This is a genomic window from Roseovarius sp. SK2 (genome assembly GCF_028807495.1).
Taxonomy (GTDB): domain Bacteria; phylum Pseudomonadota; class Alphaproteobacteria; order Rhodobacterales; family Rhodobacteraceae; genus Roseovarius; species Roseovarius confluentis.
This window is the reverse complement of the sequence record NZ_JARAMK010000003.1, coordinates 1-13025: the sequence shown is the minus strand read 5'-3', so window position 1 is coordinate 13025 and position 13025 is coordinate 1. Positions and strand designations below refer to the sequence as shown.

The window sequence follows — 13025 nt, the reverse complement described above, 5'->3', positions numbered from 1 at the left end:
GCACGGCTCCGTCCAGGCCTTACACGCCCGTTGCTCCAGCGCCGGCCATGCACCAACGATCAGACGGAAACGCTCGCAGTGAACAGCCCAAGGCGAATGTCGGTTGTGTATCGATGTCGCTTCAGGTCTCATCGCGGGGCCGCTCGGAGTGCACCGCCCCGCCGATACGCGCTGCGCTCCGAGCAAGCGCAGCAATCAGATCCGTTCTTGTGACAATGCCGATTATCCGGCCGTATTCGATGACGGGCACAGCATCCGTCCCTCCGTCGGCCATCATCGGCAGCAACGCCCCGATGGGAGTATCGGCCATCGCACGGGGACCGGCGACACTCATGATATCCCCGGCCTTTGTCGGATTTTCGCGGCTTCGGTCCAGCAGGCGTCGCAAGGCGGCTGCGTATCCGCGGTCAAGACGCAAGGCATCCTCTCTTGCCTGGCGGATCAAGTGGATCTGGAAGATGACTCCAAGGAACTTCTCGCCCTGCTCGACGACAGGAAGGGACGTGAAACGATGCTGCCGGAACAGGTCCGCGACATCGCTCAGCGGCGTTTCGGGGCGGATCGTGACAAGGTCCCGAGACATGATGTCCTGCGCCGTCACCGGAACGGAGTGATGTGCCGCGGCCTGCATCTCCGCTGCCCCGATCAGGCGCGCCAGGTCCTCGACCCCTAGGTTGAAGGACTGGCTGTAGCGCTCCAGGATGTTTGTCAGTTCTTCCTCGGACAGCCCTAGCCGTTCAGTCGGATTTCGGTCGCCAGTCCCGTGCTGGCTTGGGTCATCGAACTGCCGAAACGGGTAGTGCCGCCCCGTCAATCGCGCATAGATCGTCGCAAGAACCACAAGCGCCACGGTACCCACGCCAATCGGCGCAATCGCGAACCAGAACCCCAGATGCGCGATGGCATCGGGCGACAGGACCGCCGTCATGGCCACCGCACCCGCTGGCGGGTGGACGGCGCGACACAGCATCGTCGCGGTTACGGCCAGTCCCACGGCAAGGCCGACCCTCAGGGCGGGATCGTCGACCCATAGGCAAACGGCGACTCCGACCAGTGCTGCTATCGTATTGCCGACAATCGCGGACCAGGGTTGCGCGAGCGGGCTGTTCGGGATCGCGAACAACAGAACGGACGTGGCGCCGAAGGGGGCGACAAGGTACAGCCCCAGTTCCAGGTCGACAGTCGGCGACAGCACGAACAGTCCGGTCAGCCCGAGCCCGATCAGGGCACCAAGCCCTGCCCGTAAGGCCTCGACGCCGGAAACACGCGCAACCGCAGGGCCAAGTGATTTCAGAATGTGCAACGACACGCCTCCCGGCAAGATATGCACAAACTTTCATCACAGTGCCGCAGATTCAACAACGCAACTGACCGAACCGTCAATCCGGCCTTCATATCATCTGAACGCACGAACCTGCTCGAGGATCGGGTCGATCACGTCAAAGTCGCGCTCCTCGCGGATAAGCACCCAGGCGGGAAGGTCGAAACCCGGCGCGCGCGCCACCGTTTGCAAGTCGCCCGTCCGGATGTGTCGCTCGATCAGCCTCTCCGGGAAATAGCCGCAGCCACGGCGCACCAGCAAATGCTGCAACCCCAGCCAGCCGATATTGACCGTCAGGAACGGACTGGGAAAACCCGGGAACCCCGGTTCCGGCTCGAACCCGATCTCCGCGCGTAAGGACAGATCCGGTCGGGCCACGCTGATATCCGCAAGCTCGATGCGGTGAAAGCCGCCTGCGCTGATGGCGCCGGTCTTGGTATCATCGCGGTAAAACAACAGGACAAAGCCCTTGGCAATCCACCCGCGGAAACTGCGCCTCTGGCAGGAGTCTAGCAGACAAGTTGTAACAAACCCCAAATGAATGACCATCGTCTTCCGTTTGAGCAGGTTCAAAAAAATTTAATACGCAAAACATATTTTAATCAACAACCTGCACTTTTGTATTTCGCATGTTGAAAAGAAAATTTCATATATCGATCAAATTTGACTCGACAGCGAGGTGTGACATCACGACATTCCCAGCAGATTCCCTGTCTCACGACGGGATCTTCTGGGAGGGAGACACAATTGACTGGAACGGGCCAGGATACCGAACAAGACACGGGCCAAACTGCGGGTCACAAGCCGGACCGCGTCGCGGAGACCTCGCTTGCCAAGGCGATCCGCCTGTTGCCCATCGTGGCGGAACGCAACGAGAGCGGCGTCACCCTGTCGGCGGTGGCACGGAAGGCGAACCTGACGACGGCGACGGCGCGCAGGCTTCTGCAAGGGCTCGTGGACGGCGGACTTCTGAGCTTCGACCCCTACTCCAAGATTTACACGCTGGGCATCGGCATCTTCAATCTCGCCGGCGCCCCCGGCTCCCCGCGCCAGTTTGACCCCGTTCGCATGGAGTTACGTCCGGCATTGAACGAGATCGCGACCGTTACGGGCGAGACCACCTTTCTCTCCGTACCCTTCAACGACGAGGCGCTCTGCATCGACGCGTCGGGTGATACCTATGCGCTCTGTGCCAACACCTTGCGCGTCGGGGCCCGGCGTCCGCTTGGCGTGGGTGCCGGCAGCGCCGCGATCCTCGCCGCCCTGCCAGAAAAACAGTGCGACCGGCTGATCGCCGCCAGCAGCGACACCTTCAGCCGCTATGGCGAGCTCAACGCGGCCGAAGTGAGGCGCATGGTGCAGCACTGGCGCGAACACCGCTGGCTGATCAACGGATCAATTATCATCCCAGATGTCGGGGCCATCGCGGTGGCAGTCTTCGACCAGACGGGACAGCTCAGGGCAGCGATATCGGTCGCGGCACTGAAGTCCCATCTCGGCCCCAAGCATCGCAAGGAAATCGTAGCTGTAATGAAGCGTGCCATCGAGCGCGTGGGTTTCAAGACTTAAGGCAGACCAAGCATGTATCCCATCCACTTCTTCAACCGCGCAGCCAAGCTCTGGCCCGATCACATCGCCATCGAACACGGCAACGAGCAGCTCAGCTATCGGAATCTGCACGCCCGCGTGCAGGCGCTGGCAACCGGGTTGCAAAAGCTCGATCCCGAGTTCGGCAGCCGTGTCGGCATTTGCAGCTACAACACGATCGACCACCTCGTCTGCTGGTTGGCCGTTCTGGCCGCGGGCAAGATCTGGGTGCCGTTGCAACCGATGAACGCCGCAGCCGAACTGGTCCGCGCCGTTTCCTTCACTCGCACAAGCATCGTCATCGTCCAGAAGGACACGGCAGCGAAACTCGCCGGTGCCGAGGCCATGTTCCTATATTCCGATCCCGAGGGCGGCGATGGCACCACGGGTGCGCTCTGCCGCGACCATGCCGGCCAGACCCCGGCAGAGGCCGACCTGCCTCTCTCGGCAACGCAGGCGATCAAGTTCACCGGTGGCACCACCGGCCTGCCCAAGGGCGTGATGCAGCCCTACCGCGCCTGGAACACCAACATCGCCACGCAGGTCGCCGCCTGGTCGCTGGACGAGGGCCAGCGCTACCTCGCCGCCGCGCCCATCACCCACGGCACCTCGACCTATATCCTGCCGACGCTGGCAACCGGCGGCACGCTCGTGCTGCTCGACCGGCCCCGCCCCGAGCAGACGCTGGACTTCCTGCAGAACGCCCGGATCACCACGACCTTCGTGCCGCCCACCGTGCTTTACATGCTGATGGAGCTCGAAAACGTCCGCGATGCCGATTACGCGCACCTCAAGAACCTGATCTACGGCGCAGGCCCAATGCGCCCCGACGCGATCGGCCGCGCGCAGGAAATATTCGGCCCCTGCCTTGCCTCGACCTATGGCCAGACAGAGGCGCCCCAGATCGCCACGATGATCTCGGCCGAGGAACTCAAGGACCCGGCCAAGCGCGCCTCGGTAGGCCGCGAGACCTTTCTCAGCCGGGTCGAGATCATGAACGACGCGGGCAAGATCTTGTCCGTGGGCGAAACCGGCGAGATCGTCATTCGCGGCGACCTTTTGATGACCGGCTACTGGGACCAGCCGGAGGTCACCGCGAAGACGCTGGCCGATGGCTGGCTCCACACCGGCGACCTCGGCCAGAAGGACGAGGACGGCTATCTCTTCATCCGGGGCCGCGCCAAGGAGATGATCATCACCGGCGGCTTCAATGTCTACCCGGCGGATGTGGAAACCGTCATGGGCGAACACCCCGAGATCATTGACTGCGCCGTCTACGGCGTGCCTGACGACAAGTGGGGCGAGGCGGTTCATGCGGCCGTTCAGGTGCGGGATGCCAAGGCCGTCACCGGAGACGAGATCATCGCCTTCATCCGCGAGCGTCTCGGCCCCGTCCAGACGCCCAAATCCGTCAATTTCCGTGACAGCCTGCCGCGCAACGCAATCGGTAAGCTTCAGAAAAACCAACTTGCGGAAGAGCACGCCACCGCGCACGCCGACGCATTTCAGAAAGGCTGACCCATGTCCAAACCAGCGCCCACGACATCCCTGTGCCGTTACACCGACACCGAGATTTTCTATCGCAACAGCAACTTGGTGGACGAACTGCTGACCGATGACAGCGATTTCGTCACCGTGATGATGCAGCACATCCTGAACCGCCCGGTCAGCCCCAGCCAGAAACGCGTGATGAACGCGATCCTGATCGTGATGATGGAACACGGGCTGACCCCCAGCGCCATCACCACCCGGTCGATCTACATGTCCGCGCCCGAAAATTTGCAGGGCGCCGTCGCGGCCGGGCTTCTGGCCGTCGGCAGCCAGTTTGTCGGCACAATCGAGAACAACGCCCGCCTGCTCTCGGAACTGGTCGATCTCGACGCCGACGCACAGGCCACCCGCGCGTCCGAAATTGTGCGCGAACACCGCGCCCGCAAGGCTCACCTGCCCGGCTTCGGTCACCATCTTCACCGCCCGGATGATCCCCGCGCGTTGAAGCTGCTGGAGATCGGCGAGACCGCATCCGAAAACCCGCGCTACCTGCGCGCGCTGAAAACCCTGTCCGCCGCCGTCGACGCCGAGTTCGACCGCCACATCACCATCAACGCCACCGGCGCCACCGCCGCGCTTCTGGGCGACATGGACATCCCCGTGGAACTGATGCGCGGTTTCGCCATCATCTCCCGCGCCGCGGGCCTCGTGGCGCATATCGCCGAAGAGCAGCAGAAACCCTCCGGTCGCTTCATCTGGGAAACAATCGACAAGGCCATGCCGTTCGAGGACGACGCATGAGCGACTTCGCTATCGTCACCGGCGGCGCGCGCGGCATCGGCGCGGCGATTGCAGAGCGGCTCAAGGCCGACGGGCTGCGCATCGCCGTCGTGGACCGCATCGCGCCTGAGCATGACCACGCCGACGAGGTGCTCGAACTCGACCTGTCGGATGTCGAGGCCACCCGCACCGCGCTGGAGAAATTCTGCGACGGGCGGCGCGTGACGCGGTTGGTGAACAATGCCGGCATCGTAGAACCTGCGGATGTCGCCTCGACCGATCCCTATTCCCTCGACAAGGTGGCTGCGGTCAACTTGCGCGCGCCTCTCGTGTGCCTGCAGGCCGCCCTGCCATCGATGAAGGAGGCACGGCTGGGCCGGGTCGTCAACATCTCGAGCCGCGTTGCGCTGGGCAAGGAGCTGCGCACTGCCTATTCGGCCACCAAGGCCGGTCTGCACGGCATGACCAAGACATGGGCGCTCGAACTGGGCCAGCACGGCATCACCGTCAACGCGCTCGGCCCCGGCCCCATCGCCACCGAGCTGTTCAACAAGGTGAACCCTCCGGGCGACCCGCGCACCGAAAAGATCATCGCGACGGTGCCCATGAAACGCACCGGAACCCCCGAGGACGTGGCCGACGCCGTGTCGTTCTTCTGTTCGGAGAGGGCGGGGTTCGTGACCGGACAGGTCCTTTACGTCTGCGGAGGCATGACCATCGGATCCGTCTGAAGAAGAATCCGGACCAGACTGAAAGAAAAGGCATTTCATCAAAGGAGGAGACCAAGATGAAACTCAACCGTAGAACCATGATCGGCGCCGTCAGCGCCACTGCCATGCTGGCCTTCGGCGGCTCTGCCATGGCGCAGGACTACCCGACCAAGCGCATCACGCTGATCGTGCCCTACAGCGCCGGCGGCGCAACCGATGTTCTGGCCCGCCAGGTCGCCGACGGCCTCAGCAAGGTGCTGGACGAGACGGTGACGGTCGAAAACCGCCCCGGTGCCGGCGCCACTCTGGGCACCACCCAGGCGGCCAACGCCCGACCCGATGGCTACACGCTCTTCATGGGGCAGGTGTCGTCGCACGGCATCGCGCCCGCTGTCTACAAGAACCTGCAATATGATCCGGTCGAGGATTTCGCACCGATCAAGTTGATCATGTCGATCCCCAACGTCATGGTGGTCAACGAGGACAGCCCCTACCAGTCGGCCGAAGAATTCCTCGAAGCCGCGAAATCCGAGAACATGACCTTCGGGTCCTCGGGCGTGGGCAGCTCGATCCACCTCTCGGGCGAGATGTTCAAGGCCAGCACCGGCGCCGACATGACTCACGTGCCGTTCCGCGGCAGTGGCGAGGCCGTGCCGGCTCTGCTGTCAGGCGACGTGGACGTGATGTTCGACAACCTGCCCTCGGCCATGCCGCATATCGAGTCGGGCGCCCTGCGCGCGCTGGCAGTCACTACGCCGGAGCGTTCCGAGCACCTCGAGGATGTGCCGACCCTGGACGAGCTGGGCATTGAAGAGCTTGAAGGGTTCGCCGCGCGTTCATGGTTCGGCCTGATGGCCCCTGCGGGCACCGATGACGCGGTCGTCGCCACCTTGAACGACGCGATGGGCGAAGTCCTTGCAAGCGACAGCTTCAAGAAATTCGCCGACACCCGCGGCGGCCAGATCGAGGGCGGCAGCCCCGACGATTTCGCCGCCTACATCGAGGGCGAGCTTTCCAGCTGGAAGGCGGTCGTCGACGAGGCCGGCGTAACAGTCGAGTAATCTTTCGACAATTACCAGGTGGCGGCCCGCCGGGGCCGCCACCCGTCAAGGGCGGCATGGAGGAGGGCCAGCCATGAGCGAAACAGATACCGACACCGACGCCCGCAGGGGCCGCCGCCGCGAAATCATCTTCGCGGTGCTCACGATCCTGGCCGCCTTGGTTTTCGCCTTCGTCGTCATCCCGAACGGCGTCACCAGACCGGCGTCGGTCAAACACCTGCCGCTGTCACCCGTCTTCCTGCCTTACGTTCTGACGATCAGCGTGGGCCTCTTCGCCCTGATCCACTTTCTGGAAGCGATCTTTGCCGCGCATATCCCCGGCGAGGACGACGCCTCGCTCGGGACACATCCGCGCTGGAAATCCCGCTTGCTGCTGCTTGTCGGCCTGCTGGCGCTCTACCTTCTGATGCCCGAGCGGCTGGGAATGCCGCTCACCGCCATCATTGTGACCATCGCATTGATGGCCATCGGCGGCGAGCGCCGCCCGCTTATCCTCTTAGGCGTCGGCATCGCCGTGCCGGTGCTGGTCTATCTGTTTTTCGCCCACATCGCGCAGGTGCCCCTGCCCATGGGCCTTTTCGAAGACTGGATGTGATCCATGATAGAGAATATTGCCACCGGCTTCGAGATGTTCTTCACGCTGGCCAACCTGCTGGCGATCACCGCCGGCGTGTGCCTCGGTGTAACCGTGGGCGCAATCCCCGGCCTGACCGCGACCATGGCCGTGGCGCTCGCCCTGCCCTTCACCTTCAATCTCGATCCCGTCACCGGCATCCTGCTGCTGGTCGGAGTCTACAAGGGCGGCGTCTTCGGCGGCTCGATCACCGCGATCCTCATTCGCGCGCCCGGCACGCCCGCGGCCGCCTGCACCCTGCTGGATGGCTATCCGCTAGCCCAGCAGGGCCAGGCGGGCAAGGCGCTCAACATGGCGCTCTACGCTTCGTGCATCGCCGACTTCCTGTCCAATCTGTCGCTTATCTTCTTCGCCAGCCTGATCGCCGGCCTTGCCCTTGCCTTCGGCCCGCCTGAATATTTCTGGCTGATCTGCTTCTCGCTGACCGTAGTGATCTCGATCTCGGGGTCGTCCCTGACCAAGGGGCTGATTTCCGGCCTGTTGGGCCTTCTCACATCCACCATCGGGCTGGACCTCGTCTATGGCACGCAACGCTTCACCTTCGACAACTTCAACCTGATGGGCGGGGTCAGCTACATCCCCCTGCTGATCGGCCTCTTCGCCCTGCCCGAGGTGATCGACTTCTACATGCGCAAGGTCGCGCCTTTCACGGTCAAGACCGCCGACAAGAGCCGCGTCAGCCTGGCCGAGCTGAAATCCAGCCTCGTCACCATCGTGCGAGGCAGCTTCATCGGCGTCATCATCGGCACCATCCCCGGTGCCGGGGCCACCGCCGCCGCTTTCCTCTCCTACGGCGAGGCACGCCGCACCTCGAAGTCTCCCGAAACCTTCGGAAAGGGCAATATCGAAGGCGTCGCCGCATCGGAGGCGGGCAATAACGGTGTCGCTGGCGCCACGCTCATTCCCCTGCTTGCGCTCGGCATTCCCGGTGACGTGGTGACGGCGGTGATCCTCGGCGCCTTCATGCTTCAGGGCCTCACCCCGGGGCCCCTGATGTTCCAGGACAACATCAGCATCATCTATGCCATCTTCATCGGCATCATGCTCAGCTCGGTCGTCCTTCTGGGATCGGGCAAACTCGCGATCCGCTATTTCTCGCGCATCGCCGACATTCCCCGCCACATCCTTCTGCCCATCGTGCTCATGTTCTGCGTGTTCGGCAGCTATGCCGTGCAAAGCCAGATGTTCGACGTGGGCGTGATGCTGGCCTTCGGCGTGCTGGGCTATATCATGATGAAGATCGACATGGCCGCGGCGCCCTTCCTCATGGGCTTTATCCTCGGCCCGCTCTTCGAGGACAACCTGCGCCGGTCGTTCCTCATTTCCGAGGACGTGACGATCTTCTTCCGCAGTCCGATCTGCTGGATCTTCATCGTCATCACCGTCCTGTCGGCCTATGTCGGCGTCCGTCGCGAGCTGCGCGCCACCCGCGCCAAGCGCAGCGCGCTGCGCAAATCGGGTGCGGCATGAGCGAGGGCGCAGACAAAGGTCTTGAGGGCCGCATCGCGCTGGTGATCGGCGCGGGGTCCATCGCGTCGGGCATCGGCATCGGCCGGGCCATCGCGATCAGCCTCGCCCGCGAGGGTGCCAATGTCATCGCCGCCGACAACGATCTTGCGTCGGCCGAGGAAACCGTGGGCCTGATCGCCGACGAGAGCGGTCGCGCCGAGGCGGCCCGCGTCGATGTCCTTGACGACGACAGCGTCACCGGCTTGATCTCTGGCATCGAGGCCAAACATGGCCGTCTGGACATCCTGAACTGCAACGTGGGCCTGGGCAAAAGCGGCCCGTCCGAGGCCACCACCCCCGCAGACTGGCGCCGCATCAGCGACGCCAATCTGACCTCGCTGCACGTGGCCGCACAGGCGGCGATCCCGATGATGCGCGCGCAGGGCGGCGGGGTCATAACGGTCACGTCCTCCATCGCCTCGATCCGGCACGTGGGCTATCCCCACCTTGCCTATTCCGCCACCAAGGCCGGCGCGAACCAGTTCGTGCGGTCCCTCGCGGTCGAGCTTGCGCCCAATGGCATCCGCGTCAATTCCATCATCGCGGGGCTGATCGACACGCCCCGCATCGGCGTGACACTGGCCAACAGCTATGGGGACCGGACCGAAGCTCAGATGCGCGCTACCCGCGCCGCGCAATGCCCCATGGGCCGCATGGGCAGCGCCTGGGACATCGCCGAGGCCGCAACTTTCCTCGCCTCCGACAAGGCGGGCTACATCACCGGCACCCAGCTGGTGGTCGACGGCGGCCTGTCGGCCAGCATCCGGCAGGCGATGGATGCCTGACCGCCCACCCCCGTCGGGCCGGTCGCGGTTCGTCCTCAATGCGGGGCTGGCCCTGTACCTGTTGGGCACGGGGACTGCGGCCATCTTCGCACCGGTGCCTGAAATCCCAGCAGTGGCGGCGCTCATGGCGCTGGCCCTGCTCAATCGGCAGGCCCTCAACCGGCCAGCATGGATCATCGGCAGCCTCGTCGTCATGCTGGTCATCTGGGGCCTTGTCGCGGGCTGGCTGGACGAGGCCGGGGCACTATCGCGCGTCACCTTCCTGTCGGCCTTCCTGGTCGCGCTCGGCATGCTCAGCCGCGCCGCCTCGCGCGCGCCCGACATCCGCAGTGCCGCCGTCGTGGTCGCCAGCCGTCCGCGCGGCGCGCGCTATCTCTTCGTTTCACTGGGCACGCATATCTTCGCGATCTTTCTGAATTTCGGCGCGGCCAGCCTGATGGCCACGCTGCTGGCCCAGACCCGTGACAAGCTGGAACGCCAGAACGCGGTCGAGGATGTGACCCTGTCGATGCTGCGCGGCTTCGGCGCCATGCCGATGTGGTCGCCGCTCGCGCTCTCGACCATCGTCACTCTGTCGATCCTGCCCGAGATCAACTATTTCGAGGTCCTGCCCTACGGTCTGGCCGCCGCCGCGCTTTACCTTGCCGCCGGCTACATGACGCGCAAAGGTCCCGTTCCCGCGTCCGGGCCGGCGACGGCCACGCCGGTCATGCCCACGCGCTCCGAACAGCTGATTCTTCTGCGGGTGGTGGCACGTGTCGCCCTTCTCGTGGCGGTGGCCTTCGCCCTGAACCGGTTCGCGGATCTGTCAATGCCCGCGTCCGTTCTGCTGGCCGTGTTGATCTTTTCGCTGGCCTGGTGGATGATCCAGGTCACTTCAGGCAGCGCTCCCGGCCTGCACGACGAACTTGCCGCCACCGCGTCAAGCGGCGCCAACGAGATCGTCATCGTGTCCTGCGCGGGCTTTCTCGGCGCCGTTATCGCGTGGTTCGTCTCCAGCTTCGACGGCGACCTGCCCGTTCCGCCCGATGCTCTAGCGCCGGTCCTCATCGCGCTCGTGCCCATGGGTATGGTGCTGGGCGGCGTATCGGCGCTGAACCCGATCGTCTCGGCAAGCATCCTCCTTGGCCTTCTGCACCCGCTGGTGCCCGAAGCGGCCCTGCTGTGGCTGGCGCTGGCGGCGATCATCGGCTGGGGCATCACCGCCGCCTCCACGCCGTTCACTGCCAACGTGCTCATCACCACCCGCATTATGCAGGTGGCTCCCGGCCCGCTTCTGCGCCGGCACAACATCCGGCTGACGGTCCTGTCACTGGCGGTGCTGGGCCTGTTCTGCGCCGCCGGTTCCTACATATCCCTGCAAGGTTAGGACGTACATATGACCCAGAACATGCAAGCTGTCTTCGCAACCCGCCCGGGCGGTCCGGACGTACTCGAGCCCCGCGATGTCCCCATACCGGCGCCGGGGCCGGGCGAAGTGCTGATCCGTGTCGAGGCCGCGGGCTTCAACCGCCCCGACCTGCGCCAGCGCCAGGGCGGCTATCCCCCGCCCCCCGGCGTGACCGAGGTGCTGGGGCTCGAAGTGGCGGGCGAAGTCGTGTCCTGCGGCGACGACGTGCTGTCCTTTGCCGAGGGCGACAAGGTCGTCGCGCTGGTCGCAGGCGGCGGCTATGCCGAATACTGCGTCGCGCCCGCCCCCCAGGTCCTGCCGTGGCCTGCCGGTCTTTCGGCGGTCGAGGCTGCAGCCCTGCCCGAAACCTATTTCACCGTCTGGACCAATCTCTTCCGCATCGGGCGCCTCGCCGAGGGCGAGACTGTCCTGATCCACGGCGGCGCCAGCGGTATCGGCACCACGGCGATCCAGATCGCGCGCGCCATAGGCGCCACCGTCTATACCACCGCCGGCACGGACGAGAAATGCCAGGCCTGCCGCGACCTCGGCGCTACAGAAGCCATCAACTATCGTTCCGCACGGTTCGAGGAAGAGATCGCCCATCTCACCGACGGGCGCGGCGTCGATGTCATCCTCGACATGATTTGCGCCGATTACCTCAACCGCAATCTCGCCTCGCTCGCCGTGGCAGGGCGACTGGTCATCATCGCCTTCCTTGGTGGCGGCAAGACCCAGATCGACATCGAAGGCATGATCCGCAAGCGCCAGACCCTGTGCGGCAGCACACTGCGCCCACAATCCCCACAGGAAAAGGGCCTGATCGCCGCCGACCTTCTGGCCCGGGTCTGGCCCCTCCTGGAACAGGGCAAGATCAAACCGGTCATCAACTCCGTCCATCCTCTGGCCCGCGCCGCCGACGCCCATGCCGAACTCGAGGACGGCGGTCATGTGGGCAAGATCGTCCTGTCGGTGCGCTGACGGTCAGGCACCGTCCTGCGGCGGGCCGCTGGTGCGGCGGATCATCAGGTCGGGCGGGATCAGGGCCGCGGGCATTACCAACTTGTTTGCTCGTTGGCTTTCGCAAAAGCATCAGGTAGGAAAACTCCTTGCACAATGCCCGGGCTGAAAGGCCACCGTTTTCCACGCGAGATCTTCGCCTATAAGGTCTGGACGTACCATCGTTTTGCGCTCAGCACGGCGGATGACAAGGATCTTCTTGCCGAACGCGGCGTGATGGTCAGCCGGGAAACCGTCCGGAACTGGATGAACCGGTTTGGCCCTCATTTTGCCGATTGTATCAAGCGCGACAGGCCTGGCATTTGCGACAAATGGCACTTGGATGAAGTCGTTGTTCCGATCAATGACGTGAAGTTCTGGCTCTGGCGGGCAGTTGACGCGAATGGGAACATACTCGATCTTGCGTCCGCGCCGCCGTCGTCTCACCGCCAAATCCTATCGCCACAGCAGAGCTGATGCCCTCGATCTTTGGAGCGCCTACACACTTGAAATGACCACCTGGCGGGCGTGGGTCAGGCCGCATTCGGGCAGATCCAAATAAGTTGGCAAGGCCGCTCATACCAATCACTGTGTTCTGGCAGAGAGCATTGCCAACAATCTGATGATTTCGCGACCGGTCTTCAAACACTTGAATGAATCCAGGCAGCGGCGTCTTCACTTTTCTAGCATCCATTCACCACTTGCATCGCTCGCGACCCGCGGCACCAATGCACGGACGAGGTCGCGCATGTGGAGTA

Annotated in this window: 12 protein-coding genes and 1 pseudogene; 11 read left to right on the top strand and 2 right to left on the bottom strand. The window is 64.1% G+C overall.

What is annotated here, in order from left to right:
• Positions 1 to 121: 121 nt before the first annotated feature.
• Both PVV74_RS07050 and PVV74_RS07045 read right to left on the bottom strand, forming a co-directional pair.
• Positions 122 to 1303, bottom strand: a complete 1182-nt coding sequence (locus PVV74_RS07050) for an HPP family protein (RefSeq protein ID WP_274592728.1) — start codon at positions 1301 to 1303, stop codon at positions 122 to 124.
• Positions 1304 to 1396: 93 nt separating this feature from the next.
• On the bottom strand, positions 1397 to 1894 hold the full coding sequence (locus PVV74_RS07045; protein ID WP_274592727.1) for a hypothetical protein: 498 nt from the start codon (positions 1892 to 1894) through the stop codon (positions 1397 to 1399).
• Positions 1895 to 2068: 174 nt separating this feature from the next.
• Here PVV74_RS07045 and PVV74_RS07040 point away from each other — a divergent pair, with 174 nt between their 5' ends.
• The 11 genes and pseudogenes from PVV74_RS07040 to PVV74_RS06990 form a co-directional block, all read left to right on the top strand.
• Entirely contained in the window at positions 2069 to 2890 is an 822-nt protein-coding gene (locus tag PVV74_RS07040; RefSeq protein ID WP_103763670.1) for an IclR family transcriptional regulator, read from the top strand.
• A gap of 12 nt (positions 2891 to 2902) precedes the next feature.
• Positions 2903 to 4426, top strand: a complete 1524-nt coding sequence (locus PVV74_RS07035) for a class I adenylate-forming enzyme family protein (RefSeq protein WP_274592726.1) — start codon at positions 2903 to 2905, stop codon at positions 4424 to 4426.
• A gap of 3 nt (positions 4427 to 4429) precedes the next feature.
• Positions 4430 to 5200, top strand: coding sequence for a citryl-CoA lyase (locus tag PVV74_RS07030; protein ID WP_103763668.1), 771 nt, complete (start codon positions 4430 to 4432; stop codon positions 5198 to 5200).
• Entirely contained in the window at positions 5197 to 5910 is a 714-nt protein-coding gene (locus tag PVV74_RS07025; RefSeq protein WP_274592725.1) for an SDR family NAD(P)-dependent oxidoreductase, read from the top strand. Before PVV74_RS07030 ends, PVV74_RS07025 begins: the two co-directional genes overlap by 4 nt.
• A gap of 56 nt (positions 5911 to 5966) precedes the next feature.
• Positions 5967 to 6950, top strand: coding sequence for a Bug family tripartite tricarboxylate transporter substrate binding protein (locus tag PVV74_RS07020; RefSeq protein WP_274592724.1), 984 nt, complete (start codon positions 5967 to 5969; stop codon positions 6948 to 6950).
• Between the two features lie 73 nt (positions 6951 to 7023).
• Positions 7024 to 7545: a tripartite tricarboxylate transporter TctB family protein gene (locus PVV74_RS07015; RefSeq protein WP_103763665.1), complete on the top strand. Its 522-nt coding sequence runs from the start codon at positions 7024 to 7026 to the stop codon at positions 7543 to 7545.
• Positions 7546 to 7548: 3 nt separating this feature from the next.
• Entirely contained in the window at positions 7549 to 9054 is a 1506-nt protein-coding gene (locus tag PVV74_RS07010; protein ID WP_274592723.1) for a tripartite tricarboxylate transporter permease, read from the top strand.
• A complete protein-coding gene (locus PVV74_RS07005) occupies positions 9051 to 9878 on the top strand; it encodes an SDR family NAD(P)-dependent oxidoreductase (RefSeq protein WP_274592722.1) in 828 nt (275 codons plus the stop codon). The genes PVV74_RS07010 and PVV74_RS07005 overlap by 4 nt, the downstream gene beginning before the upstream one ends.
• Positions 9871 to 11247, top strand: coding sequence for a hypothetical protein (locus tag PVV74_RS07000; RefSeq protein WP_274592721.1), 1377 nt, complete (start codon positions 9871 to 9873; stop codon positions 11245 to 11247). Before PVV74_RS07005 ends, PVV74_RS07000 begins: the two co-directional genes overlap by 8 nt.
• A 9-nt stretch (positions 11248 to 11256) precedes the next feature.
• A complete protein-coding gene (locus PVV74_RS06995) occupies positions 11257 to 12249 on the top strand; it encodes an NAD(P)H-quinone oxidoreductase (RefSeq protein ID WP_274592720.1) in 993 nt (330 codons plus the stop codon).
• Between the two features lie 135 nt (positions 12250 to 12384).
• Positions 12385 to 12690: pseudogene (locus PVV74_RS06990) on the top strand (IS6 family transposase); the annotation flags it as partial.
• Positions 12691 to 13025: the final 335 nt, after the last annotated feature.